Annotated in this window: 14 protein-coding genes; 6 read left to right on the top strand and 8 right to left on the bottom strand. The window is 70.7% G+C overall.

Annotation, left to right across the window (positions count from 1 at the left end; genetic code table 11):
- Positions 1 to 6 precede the first annotated feature (6 nt).
- Positions 7 to 1,896 (bottom strand): exo-alpha-sialidase, encoded by a 1,890-nt coding sequence (locus AB5J56_RS09375; RefSeq protein WP_369231922.1) that lies wholly within the window; start codon positions 1,894 to 1,896, stop codon positions 7 to 9.
- Positions 1,897 to 2,110: 214 nt separating this feature from the next.
- The gene (locus AB5J56_RS09370) at positions 2,111 to 3,028 is read right to left on the bottom strand and encodes a zinc-binding alcohol dehydrogenase family protein (RefSeq protein ID WP_369231920.1); all 918 of its coding nucleotides are present in this window, start codon (positions 3,026 to 3,028) and stop codon (positions 2,111 to 2,113) included.
- 84 nt (positions 3,029 to 3,112) lie between these two features.
- On the opposite strand from AB5J56_RS09370, the gene AB5J56_RS09365 reads away from it, so the two are divergent.
- Positions 3,113 to 3,601 carry a MarR family winged helix-turn-helix transcriptional regulator gene (locus AB5J56_RS09365; RefSeq protein WP_369231918.1) on the top strand — a complete coding sequence of 163 codons (489 nt, stop codon included), beginning with the start codon at positions 3,113 to 3,115 and terminating at the stop codon, positions 3,599 to 3,601.
- A gap of 19 nt (positions 3,602 to 3,620) precedes the next feature.
- Positions 3,621 to 4,163 carry an isochorismatase family protein gene (locus tag AB5J56_RS09360; RefSeq protein WP_369231916.1) on the top strand — a complete coding sequence of 181 codons (543 nt, stop codon included), beginning with the start codon at positions 3,621 to 3,623 and terminating at the stop codon, positions 4,161 to 4,163.
- A 254-nt stretch (positions 4,164 to 4,417) separates the two neighbouring features.
- Here AB5J56_RS09360 and fdhD read toward each other — a convergent pair whose 3' ends face one another.
- The 5 genes from fdhD to AB5J56_RS09335 are packed head-to-tail and all read right to left on the bottom strand — an operon-like array spanning position 4,418 to position 11,010.
- Entirely contained in the window at positions 4,418 to 5,281 is an 864-nt protein-coding gene (fdhD, locus tag AB5J56_RS09355; RefSeq protein ID WP_369231914.1) for a formate dehydrogenase accessory sulfurtransferase FdhD, read from the bottom strand.
- 7 nt (positions 5,282 to 5,288) lie between these two features.
- Positions 5,289 to 6,149, bottom strand: coding sequence for a 2Fe-2S iron-sulfur cluster-binding protein (locus tag AB5J56_RS09350; protein WP_369231912.1), 861 nt, complete (start codon positions 6,147 to 6,149; stop codon positions 5,289 to 5,291).
- Positions 6,146 to 8,086 (bottom strand): NAD(P)H-dependent oxidoreductase subunit E, encoded by a 1,941-nt coding sequence (locus AB5J56_RS09345; RefSeq protein WP_369231910.1) that lies wholly within the window; start codon positions 8,084 to 8,086, stop codon positions 6,146 to 6,148. Before AB5J56_RS09345 ends, AB5J56_RS09350 begins: the two co-directional genes overlap by 4 nt.
- Before the next feature lie 4 nt (positions 8,087 to 8,090).
- Positions 8,091 to 10,019 (bottom strand): molybdopterin oxidoreductase family protein, encoded by a 1,929-nt coding sequence (locus AB5J56_RS09340; RefSeq protein WP_369231908.1) that lies wholly within the window; start codon positions 10,017 to 10,019, stop codon positions 8,091 to 8,093.
- 19 nt (positions 10,020 to 10,038) lie between these two features.
- The gene (locus AB5J56_RS09335) at positions 10,039 to 11,010 is read right to left on the bottom strand and encodes a 2-dehydropantoate 2-reductase (protein WP_369231906.1); all 972 of its coding nucleotides are present in this window, start codon (positions 11,008 to 11,010) and stop codon (positions 10,039 to 10,041) included.
- 193 nt (positions 11,011 to 11,203) lie between these two features.
- Here AB5J56_RS09335 and AB5J56_RS09330 point away from each other — a divergent pair, with 193 nt between their 5' ends.
- From AB5J56_RS09330 to AB5J56_RS09315, 4 genes are all read left to right on the top strand, one after another.
- Positions 11,204 to 12,535, top strand: a complete 1,332-nt coding sequence (locus tag AB5J56_RS09330; RefSeq protein ID WP_369231904.1) for an OFA family MFS transporter — start codon at positions 11,204 to 11,206, stop codon at positions 12,533 to 12,535.
- Positions 12,504 to 12,638, top strand: a complete 135-nt coding sequence (locus AB5J56_RS09325) for a hypothetical protein (protein WP_369231903.1) — start codon at positions 12,504 to 12,506, stop codon at positions 12,636 to 12,638. Before AB5J56_RS09330 ends, AB5J56_RS09325 begins: the two co-directional genes overlap by 32 nt.
- A 194-nt stretch (positions 12,639 to 12,832) precedes the next feature.
- Entirely contained in the window at positions 12,833 to 13,780 is a 948-nt protein-coding gene (locus AB5J56_RS09320) for a beta-ketoacyl-ACP synthase III (protein WP_369231901.1), read from the top strand.
- Positions 13,781 to 13,959: 179 nt separating this feature from the next.
- Positions 13,960 to 14,634 carry a GntR family transcriptional regulator gene (locus AB5J56_RS09315; protein ID WP_369231899.1) on the top strand — a complete coding sequence of 225 codons (675 nt, stop codon included), beginning with the start codon at positions 13,960 to 13,962 and terminating at the stop codon, positions 14,632 to 14,634.
- Between the two features lie 33 nt (positions 14,635 to 14,667).
- On the opposite strand, the gene AB5J56_RS09310 is transcribed toward AB5J56_RS09315, so the two are convergent.
- Complete coding sequence (locus AB5J56_RS09310) at positions 14,668 to 15,969, bottom strand: low temperature requirement protein A (protein WP_369231898.1); 1,302 nt, start codon at positions 15,967 to 15,969, stop codon at positions 14,668 to 14,670.
- Positions 15,970 to 15,985 lie beyond the last annotated feature (16 nt).

The following is a 15,985-nucleotide window of genomic DNA, read 5'->3' as shown; positions in this document are numbered from 1 at the left end:
GGGACGTTAGTGGCTGCCGCTCACATGGTCCATGGGCAGCCACAGAACGGTGTCCCGCGTCGCCGGCACCTTTCCGGTGCGCACGCCCGTCAGCTCCTCGTCGCTCAACGCCCGGTCCCAGACCCGTACTTCGTCGATGGCGCCGGTGAAGTACGCCCGGCTGTCCATCCGCTGGCCGATGTGCACCCCGAACGGCGAGTTGCGGCTGACCGAGCCGGGCACGTCCGCCGTGCTGATCGCCGTGCCGTCCACGAACAGCGTGAGCAGGCCGCCGCCGCGGCGCAGCACCAACTGGTGCCACTGGCCGTCGTTGTACGCGCCGGCGGTGCGCACGAAGGCCGAGGCCGGAGCCGCCGCGCCGTTCCTGGTCGTGATCAGCCCGGTGATCCGGTTCGACGCGGGCTCACCTCGCAGCCACACCTGCGGCTGCGAGGTGCCGATCCCGCCCATCCACAGCAGCGGCTGCTCACCGGTCGTGGCGGTGTAGCGGAACCACAGCGATGCCGTGAAGTCCTTCGCTCCGAGAGGGAGTTGGTCGCGATACGGCAGTCGTACGGCGTCGTCGGCGCCGTCGAAGGACAGGGCGCCGCCGAACACGCCGTCCGTCTCGGTGGCGCCGCCGAGGACCGCCGCACGCCGGGCGCCCGGCGCGAGGTCCGCGGTCGTCGGGTCCGGGCCGCGGCGCGGCTTCAGCCAGTCCTCGGTGAACCGCGCGAAGCGGATCTCGTCGCGGGCGTCGACGGCGCCGCCCTCGTACATCAGCCCCACGGTGCTGCCGTCGACCCGCACCATGTCCGAGTAGCCGGACCAGTCCGTGGTCACGACCGTGCCGCGGTCCACGCTGTCCCAGGTGCGGCCGCCGTCGTAGGAGGAGCGGATCATCATCGTGCGGCGGCGGTCCGGGTCGCCGGGGCAGGACAGCAGGATGCGGTCGCCCAGCCGCAGGGTGGAGCCCTGGACCTGGGGCGCGTAGAGGTCGGGGATGTCGCGGAAGGGCGCGACGAAACTGTCGCCGCCGTCGCGGCTCACCGTCTGGGTGCGGTGGCCGAGGTCGGTGCCGTCCTGCTCGCGCCCGCTGATGAGAACGGAACCGTCGACGCGCTCGGTGATCGTCACCTCGGACGGCTTCTGGCGGAAGGTGCCGTCGTCGGCGATCGGCCACGAGTCCGTCGCGCCGACCTCCCAGTGGTCGCCGCCGTCGTCGCTGGTGATGAGCGCCGCGTTGTTGGCGGTGACCCGACTGCCGTTCCACGTCTCGGTGTTGACCCCGAAGACGAGCCGGCCCGCATGCCGGCCGCGGGTGAGCTGGATGCCGTGCACGGGTCCGGTGGCGTACCAGGAGTTCCAGTTCGCCGGGAGGATCTCGTCACTCAGGTCGCGCGGCTGCGACCAGGTCAGCCCGTCGTCGTCGCTGTACTGGAGATGCGGGGTGCGGTCGCAGGGGGTCGAGCAACTGGCGCTGTCCGTACGGCCCGTGTTGTAGGTCTCCGCCAGCACGATCCGGCCGGTCTCGCGGTCCACCATGGGGGCGGGGTTGCCGTGCGTGTCACCCGCGCCCTCGTTGACGACCTGGAGCGGGCCCCAGGTGCGCCCGCCGTCGTCCGACCGCTTGAGGACGATGTCGATGTCGCCCGCGTCCCCGCAGTTGTCGACCCGGCCTTCGGAGAAGGCGAGCAGGGTGCCGTCGGTGGTCTTCACGACGGCGGGAATGCGGAAGCAGGCGTAGCCGGGATCCTGCGAGGCCTTGAAGAGCACCTGCTGTTCGAACTCTCCGGTGGCGCCTGCCGGTTGGGCGCCCGCCGGGCTCGGTGAGGCGAGCAGCGCAGCGGTGGTGAGCCCGGCGGTCAGGGCTGCTACGAGCGTGGATCTGAGACGTGCGCGGAGGCTTGACGGCATGGTGAGGCCTGCCCTTCATACGTCTGCGTACGTGGGGACACCTTGTCCGTGTGTGGGGGCGATGGAGACATCCGGACATCCCACGTCCGACGTCCAACGTGTGTGCCACAGACGCTACTTGGGCGCTCAGGCACCCCACAAGAAGCGTGCACCGGCCACGTGCGGGCGCCGCTGCGGACGGGCGACGGCTCCACGGGCGGGCGGTGGCCGGACGTCAGGGGACCAGAACCACCTTGCCGAGGTTGCCCCGCGACTCGATCACCGCGTGGGCCTTCGCGGCATCCTCCAGTGTGAACTGCCCGTGCACGGCAGGGCGCAGGGCGCCGTCCGCGAACAGCCGCCACAGTTCCTGGCGCCACCGCTCGTACAACTCCGGCCGGCCGCGGGCGATCAGCGCCATCTGGAAGCCGATCACCGACTTGGCGCCCACCAGCAGGTCGTACGCCTGGATCGTCCCGCCGCCCGAGCTGTACGCGACGAGCCGTCCGCCCGGCGCGAGGGCGGCGACGGCCGGGGTGAGCAGGTCGCCGCCGACCGCGTCGAGCACGTAGTCGACGGGCTCGCCCCAGCCCGTGGCGTCGTACAGGACCACCTCGTCGGCTCCGAGTCCGCGCACGAAGCCGGCCTTGCCGGGCGCGGACACGGCGCCGACGACGCGTGACGCCCCGCGCAGCCGGGCGAGCTGGACGGCCAGCTGTCCGACGCCGCTCGCCGCCCCGGTCACCAGCGCCGCCTCGCCGGGCGCGGGGCGCGCGGCCTCCAGTGCGCCGAACGCGACCAGGCCGCTGCGGACGAGGGCGACGGCGTCGACCGCGCTTGCACCCGAGGGAACGGGTGAAGCCATGACCTCGTTGAGCAGCGCGAAGTCGGCGTACCCGTGCCCGAAGCAGAGGCCGGTGACGCGATCGCCCACCCTGCAGCGGGTGACGCCCTCGCCCACGGCGACGACCTCCCCGGCTATCTCGCCCCCGAGCGCGATCGGCTCGGCCGCCTCGGTCACCTTGCGCACGACGGGCAGGGTCACACCGATCGCCTCGGTGCGCACGAGCAGCTCTCCGGGTCCTGCGGCGGGGACGGGCACCTCCTCCATGAACAGCGGGCCACCCGTGTGCTCGTACCGGACGCGACGCATCGCACCTCCAAGAATCGTTGGGAGTCCCAACGGTAACGGAAGATTCGTTGGGAAGTCCAACGGTTTCTTCGTTAAGCTGGCCGCATGCCCGCCGCACCCGCTCCGCGTCCCGAACCCGCCTCTCCTTCCGCGCAGGCTTCTCTCTCCGCGCCCCGCGCGATCCGTACGCTCCCGAGCTGGCTCCTCGGCCGGGCCGCCGCCCGCGGCCGAGGTCTGGTCGCAGAGGCGCTGGCCGCCGAGGGCATCAAGATGTGGCATCACGTGGTGCTCAGTGCCGTCTGCGACCTCGGACCCGTCGCCCAGGCCGCACTCGGCCGCAGCATCCAGCTCGACCCCAAGGACCTGGTCGGTGTCCTCAACGACCTCCAGACCGCGGGCCTCGTCGTCCGCGAACCGGATCCGAAGGACCGCCGGAAGAACGCGGTGTCACTCACAGAGGAGGGCGGGCGGCTGCTGAAGCGCTGCGAGAAGGCGGCGCGCGCGGCGAACGAGGCGCTTCTGTCCTCCCTCTCCACCGCCGAACGGGAGCAGTTCATGGACCTGTTGATCCGGATTTCCGGTACGGACGGCTGACGCGGGCTAACGTTCCGTCATGACCGCACCCGGAACCGAACCCAGACTCGCCCTCGACCCGGCCCGTACGGCCCTTGTCCTCGTCGACCTGATGGACCGCATCGTCGCGCTGCCCCTGGAACCCCACAAGGGCACTGAAGTCCTCACCAGGGCCGAGGAGTTGGCGACATCGTTCCGCTCCGCGGGAGCACCCGTCGTGCTCATCCGCGTCGAGCGCCCCGGGATCGCCGAGCAGCCGCCCGGCAGCTCGCTCGCCGCCGGACTCGCGGCCGAGGGCGACATCGAGATCGTGAAACGGACCATCGGCGGGTTCCAGGACACCGGCCTGCACGAGCGGCTGCGCGAACGCGGCGTCACCACCCTCGTGTTCGGCGGGATCGCCACCAATCTCGGCGTCGAGTCCACCGCCCGCGCCGGCGGGGACCTCGGCTACGACCTGGTCTTCGTCGAGGACGCGATGGCCGCCTTCACTGCCGCCGAACACGAGGCGTCGGTGCGGCTGGACTTCCCGAGGCTGGGGACGGTGGGGCGCGCACAGGACGTGAGATTCGCGAAGGGCTGAGTGCGGGGCGCACACGGGCAAACGGCAAGGGCCGTGCAAGGGCGCATTCCCCAACGCGTCGGCCGCGAAAGAGCCGAAGGGGCGCGCCGGTGTCGAGAGGCCGCGCGCGCGGAGGCCCGAAGGGTTGAGCACGGGCGGCCTCTCGACACCGGCTTGAGGCGCCCCGTAGGCGAAAGAGCAAACAGCGGGGCCCCTCCGGCGCAGGGGGCGCTCCCCGCCGTTCGGGGCCCCGCCGTCGTGTCGCGGGGAGCCGGTCAGCCCTGGGCGGCCGCGGCCCGCAGAGCGATACGGTGCTCGCCCGCGTACACGTTCATGGAGGCTCCACGCAGGAAGCCGACCAGCGTCAGGCCCGTCTCCGCGGCCAGGTCGACCGCCAGGGACGACGGCGCCGAGACCGCCGCCAGGACCGGGATGCCCGCCATGACCGCCTTCTGCGCCAGCTCGAAGGAGGCGCGGCCCGAGACCAGCAGGACGGTGCGGGAGAGCGGCAGCTGCCCGTTCTGCAGGGCCCGGCCGACGAGCTTGTCGACCGCGTTGTGCCGGCCCACGTCCTCCCGGATGTCGAGGAGCTCGCCGTCCTCCGTGAACAGAGCCGCCGCGTGCAGGCCCCCGGTCCGGTCGAAGACCCGCTGGGCCGCCCGCAGCCGGTCGGGGAGGCTCGCGAGCAGTTCGGGTTCGAGCCGCACCGGGGGAGTGGTGCCGCCGTGCGTGTCGTCGATCGCCCAGCGGGCCGTCGTACGGACCGCGTCCAGGCTCGCCTTGCCGCACAGCCCGCAGGACGACGTGGTGTACACGTTCCGCTCCAGCGTGATGTCCGGTATGACGACGCCCGGCGCCGTCCGCACGTCCACCACGTTGTACGTGTTCGAACCGTCCACGGTGGCGCCCGCGCAGTACACGATGCTCTGCAGCTCGTCCGCCGCGCCCAGCACGCCCTCGCTGACCAGGAAGCCCGCGGCGAGCGGGAAGTCGTCGCCCGGCGTGCGCATGGTGATCGCGAGCGCGTTGCCGTTGAGCCGGATCTCCAGAGGTTCCTCGGCGACGAGCGTGTCCGGGCGGGTGGAGACCGCCCCGTCCCGGATACGGATCACCTTGCGTCGTTCCGTGACTCGTCCCATGTCCTGATCAGCCCCGGTTCTGTACGTGCTGGTAGCCGAAACGGCCCTTGATGCAGAGGTTGCCGTGGGTCACCGGGTTGTCGTGCGGCGAGGTGACCTTCACGATCTCATTGTCCTGCACGTGCAGAGTGAGGTTGCAGCCCACTCCGCAGTACGCGCACACCGTCGTCGTCTCCGTCTGCGCCGACTCGTCCCACGTGCCCGCCGCCCGCATGTCGAACTCCGACTTGAAGGACAGCGCTCCGGTCGGACAGACCTCGATGCAGTTCCCGCAGTACACGCACGCCGAGTCGGTCAGCGGGGCGTCGTGCTCGACGGCGATCCGGGCGTCGAAGCCGCGGCCGGAGACCGAGATCGCGAACGTGTTCTGCCACTGGTCGCCGCAGGCGTCGACGCACTTGTAGCAGAGGATGCACTTGTCGTAGTCGCGCACGTACAGGTCGTTGTCGACCCTCGGCTCCTCGTCGACACGGGCCGCGTCCGGGCCGAACCGGTCCGGCTTCGCCTCATATTCCTTGATCCACTCGGCGACCTGAGGCGTGGCCGACAAGTCGACCGAGGAAGCGAGCAGCTCGAGCACGACCTTGCGGCTGTGCCGGGCACGCTCGGAGTCGGTGCGCACCTCCATGCCCGCCTCCGCCTTGCGGGAACAGGCGGGGACGAGGGTCCTGGCCCCCTCGACCTCGACGACACAGACACGGCAGGCGTTCTTGGGGGTGAGGGTGTCACCCTGGCAGAGGGTCGGCACGTCCTTTCCGGCGGAGCGGCAGGCGTCGAGGATGGTCGAGCCCTCCGGGGCCCGGACGGGCTCCCCGTCGAGCGTGAACTCCAGCAGGCGGCGGGGGATCCCCAGCGGTGTCACGGTCATTCGTACGCCCCCAGGCGGTCGATTGCGGATTCCACGGCGTTCCACGCGGTCTGGCCGAGGCCGCAGATCGAGGCGTCCCGCATGGCCCGGCCGACCTCCCTGAGCAGGGCGATGTCGCCGGCTGCCGCCGCGCCCGTCCGCTCGGCGATCCGGTGCAGCGCCTCCTCCTGTCGTACGGTCCCGACCCGGCACGGCACGCACTGCCCGCACGACTCGTCACGGAAGAACTCCGCGATCCGCAGCAGCAGCCGGGGAAGCGGCACCGTGTCGTCGAAGGCCATCACCACCCCCGAGCCGAGCGTGGTGCCCGCCTCCCGCGTGCCCTCGAAGGTGAGCGGGATGTCCAGCTCGTCGGGCCGTACGAAACCGCCGGCCGCGCCTCCGAGCAGAACCGCGCGCAAACGCTTACGCACCCCGGCCAGCGTGAGCAGCTCACCGAGCGTCGCCCCGAACGGCAGCTCGTAGACGCCCGGCCGCTCGACGCTTCCCGACACGCAGAACAGCTTCGGCCCGGTGGATTTCTCGGTGCCGATCGCCGCGTAGGCCTCCGCGCCCCTCGTCAGGATCGGCAGCACATTGACGAGCGTCTCCACATTGTTCTCGGCAGTGGGTTTGCCGAACAGACCCTTCTCTACGGGGAAGGGCGGTTTCGAACGGGGCTCTCCTCGGTAGCCCTCGATCGAGTTGAACAGCGCCGTCTCCTCCCCGCAGATGTAGGCGCCCGCCCCTCGCCGTACCTCGATGTCGAAGGCGTACCCCTGCCCGAGCACGTCGTCCCCGAGCAGTCCACGCGCGCGTGCCTGCCCGATCGCGTGCGTCAGACGGGCGAGGGCGCGCGGGTACTCGCCGCGCAGGTACAGATAGCCCTTGCGCGCCCCGACCGCGTACCCCGCGATGGTCATCGCCTCGACGAGCGCGTACGGATCGCCCTCCATGACCACCCGGTCCTTGAAGGTCCCCGGCTCCGACTCGTCCGCGTTGCACACGAGATAGTGCGGGTGGTCGGGCTGCGACGCCGTCGCCTGCCATTTGCGGCCCGTGGGGAACGCGGCTCCACCGCGACCGACCAGACCGGCGTCGGTGACCTCGCGGATGACGCCGGCGGGGCCGAGGTCGAAGGCGCGGCGCAGGGCTGTGTATCCGCCGTGGGCGCGATAGTCGTCGAGGGAGGCGGGATCGACGACGCCGACGCGGGACAGCAGGACCAGGCCCTCGTGACCTGCTTGGGGGACCGCCGCGGCGGCGGACGGCTCGGCGGGGGCGGTCTCGGGGGCGGTGGCGGCGAGGACGACGGTGTCGACGGTGGCGGGGGCGACGACGGCGGTGGCGGCTTTCAGCCCGTCCGGCGTTTGAGGACGAGGCCGTCCAGGCCGATGCAGGGGGAGAGGGGGCGCAGCCCCCAGGTCTACGGGACGGGTAGGGGCGGAGGGGGCGAGAGAGGGCTCTGTGGGTGCCCCCGCCCGCACCACCAACGCCGCAGGCGCCCGCTCGCACAGCCCCAGGCACGGGCTCCGCTCGACGGAAACACCGCTGCCGAGCCCGAGGCGTGCCTCGGCACCGGTGCACAGCTCCGCGGCCCCGGCGCCCGCGCACGCGAGGTCCGTGCACACGTGCAGCACCGTCGCAGGCCGGGGCTTCACGGAGAACATCGAGTAGAACGTGGCGACCCCGTACGCCTCGGCGGGCGGCACGGTGAGCCGCCGGCACAGATAGTCGAGCGCGCCCTCACTGATCCAGCCGACGCGGTCGTTGACGGCGTGCAGCCCCGGCAACAGCAGATCACGGCGCTCGCGGGCCGCACGCCCGCCCCGCGCCCACCGCAGGTCGGCGTCGGAGCGGTCCGCCCCCTCCCAGGAAGACTCCGGAGGACCGAGCAGCGCGTCGACCGCCGCCCGTTCCTCGTCCGTCGGCTTGCTGTCACCGAAACGCAGGTCCACCACATCACCTCACTTGCGTCGCATGTGCCGCAGCGGGCAGCTTCTCGATCCGGATGGCCGACGCCTTGAACTCCGCCGTGCCCGCGATCGGGCAGTTGGCCTCGATCGTCAGCTGGTTGGTGTCCACCTCGTCGGGAAAGTGCATGGTCATGAACGCGAGCCCGGGCCGCAGCGCCGTGTCGACCCACACCGGCGCCACCACGGCCCCGCGCCGCGACGAGACCCGTACCTCCTCGCCCACCACGACCCCGTAGCGCTCGGCGTCCTCCGGACACAGCTCGACGTACTCGCCGCGCCGCAGCGGAGAGGCGAAACCGCCGCTCTGCACACCGGTGTTGTACGAGTCGAGGCGGCGCCCGGTGGTGAGCCGGATCGGATACTCCTCGTCCGTCAGGTCGACGGGCGGATCGTGCTCGACGAGCCCGAAGGGCGCGAGGAGCCCCCGCTTCGCGGGGTCCGCCTCCCACAACCGGCCGTGCAGATAGGTCGGTTCGATCCGGTCCGTCGCCGGGCAGGGCCACTGGATGCCCTGCTGCTCCTCAAGGAGCTCGTACGTCATCCCGTAGTGGTCCGGCGACACCGACCGCAGCTCGTTCCAGACGGCCTCGGAGTCCGCGTACTTCCACTCGTGCCCGAGGCGCGCGGCCAGGTCGCAGATGATGTCGATGTCCTCACGCGCCTCGCCGGGCGGTGTGACGGCCCGGCGGACCCGCTGAACCCGCCGTTCGCTGTTGGTCGTCGTGCCCTCCGTCTCGGCCCACCCGGCGGTCGCGGGCAGCACGATGTCGGCCAACTCGGCGGTCTTCGTGAGGAAGATGTCCTGGACGACGAGGAAGTCGAGGTTGCGCAGCCGCCGCATCGCCTGCTCGCTGTCGGCCTCCGACTGGGCGGGGTTCTCGCCGATGCAGTAGACCGCCTTGAGGGCGCCCTCCTCCATGGACTCGAACATCTCGGTCAGGTTCAGCCCGTAGCGGGGCTGGATGACGGTGTCCCAGGCGGACTCGAACCTCAGCCGGGCGGCGGGGTCGAGGATGTCGTGAAAGCCGGGGAGCCGGTTGGGGATGGCGCCCATGTCGCCGCCGCCCTGCACGTTGTTCTGGCCGCGCAGGGGCTGGAGCCCGGAGCCGTAGCGGCCCACGTGCCCGGTCAGCAGGGACAGGTTGATGAGCGCGCGGACGTTGTCGGTGCCGTTGTGGTGCTCTGTGATGCCGAGCGTCCAGCACAGCTGCGCCCGCTCGGCCCGCGCGAAGGCGTGCGCCAACTCCCTTATGGCGGCGGCCGGTACGCCTGTCACTTTCTCGGCGAGCGACAGCGTCCACGGCTCGACGAGCGCCCGGAACTCCTCGAAATGGGACGTCGCCCGCTCGACGAACGCCCGGTTGGCGAGGCCCGCGTGGATGATCTCGCGGCCGATCGCGTGCGCCATCGGGATGTCGGTGCCGACGTTCAGCCCGAGCCAGCTTTCCGCCCACTCGGCCGTCGACGTACGGCGCGGGTCGACGGCGTACATGCGGGCCCCGTTGCGGATCCCCTTCAGGACGTGCTGGAAGAAGATCGGGTGTGCGAAGCGGGCGTTGGAGCCCCACATCACGATGAGGTCGGTGTGCTCGACCTCGGCGTAGGAGGAGGTGCCACCGCCCGAGCCGAAGGCTGCCGAGAGACCGGCGACGCTCGGCGCGTGACAGGTGCGGTTGCAGGAGTCGACGTTGTTCGTGCCCATCACGACCCGCGCGAACTTCTGTGCCACGTAGTTCATTTCGTTGGTCGCGCGGGCGCAGGAGAACATTCCGAACGCGCCGCGTGCGGCGCCGAGGCCGACGGCCGCGCGGGTCAGCGCCTCGTCCCAGCCGGCCTGCCGGAAGGGTTCGTCGCGCGAGTCCCTGACGAGTGGGTGCGTGAGACGGGTATAGGTCTTGGGCTGGCGTTTCCTCATACGGGAATCCTCAAAGTGCTCATGCGGCTGTCCTGAGGGCGAGCAGGTCCGAGATGGCGTGGACGGTGCGGAGCGTCGGCACGGGGACGCCGGTGATGTCCGCCAGCTCGACGACGGCGGCGAGCAGGACGTCGAGTTCGAGCGGCTTTCCGCGCTCCAGGTCCTGGAGCGTGGAGGTGCGGTGGTCGCCGACGCGCTCGGCACCGGCCAGGCGCCGTTCGATGGAGACGCCGACCTCGCAGCCCAGCGCCTCGGCGACGGCGAGTGTCTCGGTCATCATGATCTCGATGACCTTGCGGGTGCCGCCGTGCAGGCACATCTGCCGCATCGTGGCGCGGGCCAGCGCGCTGATGGGGTTGAAGGAGATGTTCCCGAGCAGCTTGAGCCAGATGTCGTTGCGCAGGTCCTGCTCGACCGGGCACTTGAGCCCGCCCGCCCGCATGGCCTCGCTGAACGCCAGACAGCGCTGCGAGAGCGACCGGTCGGGCTCGCCGACGGAGAACCGGGTGCCTTCGAGATGACGTACGACCCCCGGTCCCGCCAGCTCGGTTGCGGCATACACCACACAGCCGACGGCCCGTTCGGGCGCGATCACCGCACTGACCGCGCCGTCCGGATCCACGCTCTCGACGCGGTGGCCGTCGTGCGGGCCGCCGTGCCGGTGGAAGTACCACCAGGGGATGCCGTTCTGGGCGGCGATCACGGCGGTGGTGCCGTGCAGCAGGGGCTCGATGAGCGGCCCGCACGCCGCGTACGAGTTGGCCTTCAGGCCCAGCAGGACGAAGTCGACCGGGCCGACCTCGGCCGGGTCGTCGGTGGCATGGGCCCGCGCAGTGAAGTCACCGCGCGGACTGAGGACTTGGACTCCGTCGCGCCTCATGGCCGCGAGATGCGGTCCACGGGCGATGAGATGCACATCGGCGCCCGCGCGGTGCAACGCGGCGCCGACATAGGCGCCGATCGCACCGGCGCCGAGAACTGCGACTTTCACGGTGGCTCGCTCCGTTCGGTCGAGGGTACCGAGAAACTGCCGAACACTGTCGACGAAATATTGTCTACAGTATGGAACTTGGGGCGGCAAGACTTCGGACGGCGGCCGTTCGGCGCACTCTGCATACCGCTCATCGCATACGGTCGACGCACCGTCTTCTCAACTCCCTTGTTCCTGCCTACCGTTCGGGATCATGAGCCCCCCACTCGCACCGACCGGCTGGAGCCGCTGGCTCGTCCCGCCTGCCGCGCTGTCGGTCCATCTCTCCATCGGCCAGGCCTACGCCTGGAGTGTGTTCAAGCCGCCGCTGGAATCCGCGCTCGGCCTCAGCGGCACCCAGAGCGCGCTGCCCTTCCAGCTCGGCATCGTCATGCTCGGCCTGTCCGCCGCGTTCGGCGGCACGCTCGTCGAGCGCAACGGGCCGCGCTGGGCGATGACCGTGGCCCTCGTCTGCTTCTCCTCCGGCTTCCTGATCGCCGCGCTCGGCGCCGCCACCGAACAGTTCTGGCTGATCGTGTTCGGCTACGGCTTCGTGGGAGGCGTCGGCCTCGGCATCGGCTACATCTCACCCGTCTCGACGCTGATCAAGTGGTTCCCGGACAGGCCCGGCATGGCCACCGGGATCGCGATCATGGGCTTCGGCGGCGGTGCGCTGATCGCCTCGCCGTGGTCCGCGCAGATGCTGAAGTCCTACGGCGCCGACTCCTCCGGGATCGCCCTCGCCTTCCTCGTGCACGGGCTGACGTACGCCGTGTTCATGACCCTCGGTGTGCTGCTGGTGCGCGTACCGCGCAGCGAGAAGCCCGTCGAGAGCGGGCCGAGCGCGGTCGAAGGCGTGCAGGTCTCCGCCCGCAACGCGGTCCGCACCCCGCAGTTCTGGTGCCTGTGGGTCGTGCTGTGCATGAACGTGACGGCGGGCATCGGCATCCTGGAGAAGGCCGCCCCGATGATCTCGGACTTCTTCGCCGACACCTCCACCCCGGTCTCGGCATCCGCGGCGGCCGGTTTCGTCGCGCTGCTCTCGGCGGCCAACATGGCGGGCCGTATCGGCTGGTCGTCGACGTCCGACCTGATCGGCCGCAAGAACATCTACCGCGTCTATCTCGGTGTGGGCGCCCTGATGTACCTGCTCATCGCCCGGTTCGGGGACTCCTCCAAGCCCCTGTTCGTCGTCTGCGCCCTGGTGATCCTCTCCTTCTACGGCGGCGGGTTCGCGACGGTCCCCGCATACCTGAAGGACCTCTTCGGCACCCACCAGGTCGGCGCGATCCACGGCCGGCTGCTCACCGCCTGGTCCACGGCGGGCGTCCTCGGCCCGCTGATCGTCAACTGGATCGCCGACCGCCAGGAGGAAGCGGGCAAGCACGGCTCGTCCCTCTACGGCCTCTCCTTCATGATCATGATCGGGCTGCTCGTCATCGGCTTCGTCGCCAACGAGCTCGTCCGGCCCGTCCACGCCCGTCACCACATCCCCGCACCGAGGGAGGCCGCCGATGTCGAGCGACAGCAGTCCGAGCCCGCCTAGCCGCCGGGGTCTGATCGCCTTCGCCTGGCTGTGGGTGGGGGTACCGCTCTGCTACGGGCTGTACGAGCTCGTACAGAAGGCCACGCAGCTCTTCACGGGCTGAGACGCACGCGCACGGAAGGTCATTCTGCTGTACAACGGAAGGTCATTCCGCTGTACAAGGGATGGCTGTTCGGACGTCTGACAGAAGCCGACAAGCCTGGCGCGTTAATCCTGTGGCCTTACCTGCCCTCGTACCCGTGGGTCACTGATCAGACTGGTGGATCCCGCTACCCAAGGCAACGAGGGGGACCACCCATGAACGGCACACGGATCGCCGCCGTCGGCCACTACCAGCCCGCCAAGGTACTCACCAACGAGGACCTGGCGGGTCTGGTCGACACCAGCGACGAGTGGATCAGGAGCCGGGTGGGCATCCGCACACGCCACATCGCCGGTCCCGACGAACCGGTCGACGAGCTGGCCGCGCACGCCGCGGCGAAGGCGCTCGCGGCGGCAGGCCTGGGCCCGGCCGACATCGACCTGGTCCTCGTCGCCACCTCCACGGCCGTCGACCGCTCCCCGAACATGGCCGCCCGGGTCGCCGCCCGTCTGGGCATCCCCTCCCCGGCCGCCATGGACGTCAACGTGGTCTGCGCGGGCTTCACGCACGCCCTCGCGACCGCCGACCACACCGTACGGGCGGGCGCTGCCACCCGGGCACTGGTCATCGGCGCCGACAAGATGTCCGAGGTCGCGGACTGGACCGACCGTACGACCTGCGTCCTGGTCGGCGACGGCGCGGGCGCCGCCGTGGTCGAGGCGGCCCCCGAGGGTGAGGCGCCCGGCATCGGGCCGGTGCTGTGGGGATCGGTGCCGGAGATGGGCAACGCGGTGCGCATCGAGGGCACGCCCGCGCGGTTCGCGCAGGAGGGACAGAGCGTCTACCGGTGGGCCACCACCAAGCTCCCGCCGCTCGCGCGGCAGGCCTGCGAGCGCGCCGGCCTCGTACCGGAAGACCTCGCCGGGGTCGTCCTGCACCAGGCGAACCTGCGCATCATCGAGCCCCTCGCCGAGAAGATCGGCGCGGTCAACGCCGTCGTCGCGCGCGATGTCACCGAGTCCGGGAACACCTCGGCCGCCAGCATCCCGCTCGCCTTCTCCAAGCTCGTCGAGCGCGGCGAGATCAGCAGCGGCGACCCTGTGCTGCTCTTCGGCTTCGGCGGAAACCTGTCGTACGCGGGTCAGGTCGTCCGCTGCCCCTGATGTGCGCGTACGCCCCGGTGTGACAAGGCGGACTCCCCCTCCCCTGGCCATTGTGCGCCGTAGACTGTAGACGAAAGACAATTCATACTGGCTTTCCGGATGCGGCGCCGCCGCCACGGCCGTCGGCGCCAGCGCTGTCGACGGAGCTCCAGGCGCCGCTGCCCAGGAGGGGGACCGCGATGTTGTCGACAGGACTGCCGCAGGGGGCGGTACCCAAGCTCGAACGGCCCGGCCCGCTGCGCGACCGCGTCTACGAGGCGCTGCTCGAACTGATCACCACCCGCGCCCTCCAGCCCGGCCAGCACCTCGTGGAGAGTGAGCTCGCCGGGCACCTCGGTGTCTCCCGGCAGCCCGTGCGCGAGGCGTTGCAGCGGCTGAACACCGAGGGCTGGGTCGATCTGCGGCCCGCCCAGGGCGCGTTCGTGCACGAGCCGACGGAGGCCGAGGCAGACCAACTCCTCACGGTGCGTACGCTGTTGGAGGCCGAGGCGGCCCGGCTCGCCGCGGCCAACACCGGCACCGCCGGCATCGCCGTCCTTGAGGAACTGTGCGCCGAGGGCGAGCGGGCGGTCGCCGCCGACGACGTGGACGGCGCGGTCGCCATGAACGCCCGCTTCCACGCGAAGGTCATGGAACTCGCCGGCAACACGGTTCTCGCCGAACTGGCCGCGCAGGTCGACCGCCGGGTCCGCTGGTACTACACCCCGGTCGCCCGACAGCGCGGCCACCAGTCCTGGATCGAGCACCGCGACCTCATCGCGGCCATCGCCGACCGCGACGAGTCCCGCGCCACGCAGGTCATGCGCACGCACACGGAACACACGCGCAAGACGTATCACGAGCGCGAGAAGTAGCCGGAGGGCCGGCGCGAGAGTGGGCGGCCCGGTTCAGCGGGCCGGTTCGCTGGGGGTTTCGCACACCGCCCAGCGCTCCTCCGCTGCCAGCATGGCGACCAATAGGGCGACCAGGGCGACGAGTTGGGTGATCGCGGCCAGATGGATGCCGAGCAGAGCGGTGGCCAGAGCGGCGGGCACCGTCGCGGCACGGTAGGCCAGCGGTGTGAGCCGCATCACGGCCCGAAAGGCCACGTCCCCCGCGAGGAACAGCGCCACGCCGCCGGCGACCGCGAGCGCCGGTCCTGTGTGCAGATGCTCGGTGAGATGCCCGAGGGTCTTCTTCAGCCCCGCCGCCAGGCAGGCGATGCCGAGCAGCATGGGCAGGAACGCGTAGTAGTAGCCGTTCATGGCCAGTTGGAAGCGCTGGTTGGTCGGCGTCGCGTGGAAGGCCGCCTCGGCGCCGCCCTCGTCGCGCACGAAGTACGTCCACCAGAGGGCGACCGCGAGCGCGAGTGAGAGGAAGGCGCCGCCGAACAGCCCCGGGGTGAGCGGCAGATCGCCGATGCCGATGCCGATCGCGATGACCGACTCGCCGAACGCGACGATCAGCAGCAGCCCGTGGCGCTCCACGAAGTGCGAGGGATCGAGACCGCCCAACTGGGAACGCAGATCGTCCAGTTCGCGACCACTCCTGCGCAGCGGACCGTAGGTCGCGAGATACGGCGTGACGAACTGAAGCACCAGTGCGAGCAGCCACAGCCCGTCTGCCCGCACGCCCTCGAAGAGTCCGGCGGCCGTGATCGACAGCGCGGCAAGGGAGTTGGGCACCGCGTACCAGATGACGTCCCGCCCGTGGCTGCGCGTGTACAGCGCGCTGTGCACCAGCACCACGGCCAGATAGCCGAGCCCGAAGACCACCCCGCCGTCGTCGAAGGCGCGCGGAATGGCCAGGGCGCACACCAGGAACGCCGCCATGCCCAGCATCAGCAGAAGCCGCCGTGAAGGGCGGTCGGGCGGCACCTGGTTGGTGAGATACGCGTAGGCGCCGTACATCCAGAACAGCACGACGAAGATCAGCGCGACCCGCCCCGCCGTCGCGAACGACAGATCTCCGGCGAGCAGCACGGTGATCTGGGTGAGCGTGAAGACGAAGACCAGATCGAAGAAGAGCTCCAGGTTGCTGACCCGTTGGGCCGTCTCTCCGGAGCCGGGCTTCTTCCCCGTCTCCTCGATGCCGGGCTTCTGTTCCCTCTCTCCGGTGGCGGGTCGCTGTGCCGCCTCCCCGGTGCCGGCCTGCGGTCCCCTCTCCCCGGTACCGGTCCGTGGTCGTGACTCCGTGCCGTGCTCGGTCATGCGTTCCCCCTGATGT

This window comes from Streptomyces sp. R21 (assembly GCF_041051975.1).
GTDB lineage: Bacteria > Actinomycetota > Actinomycetes > Streptomycetales > Streptomycetaceae > Streptomyces.
The sequence above is the reverse complement of the archived record's forward strand: the minus strand, read 5'-3'. Positions and strand labels throughout refer to the sequence as shown.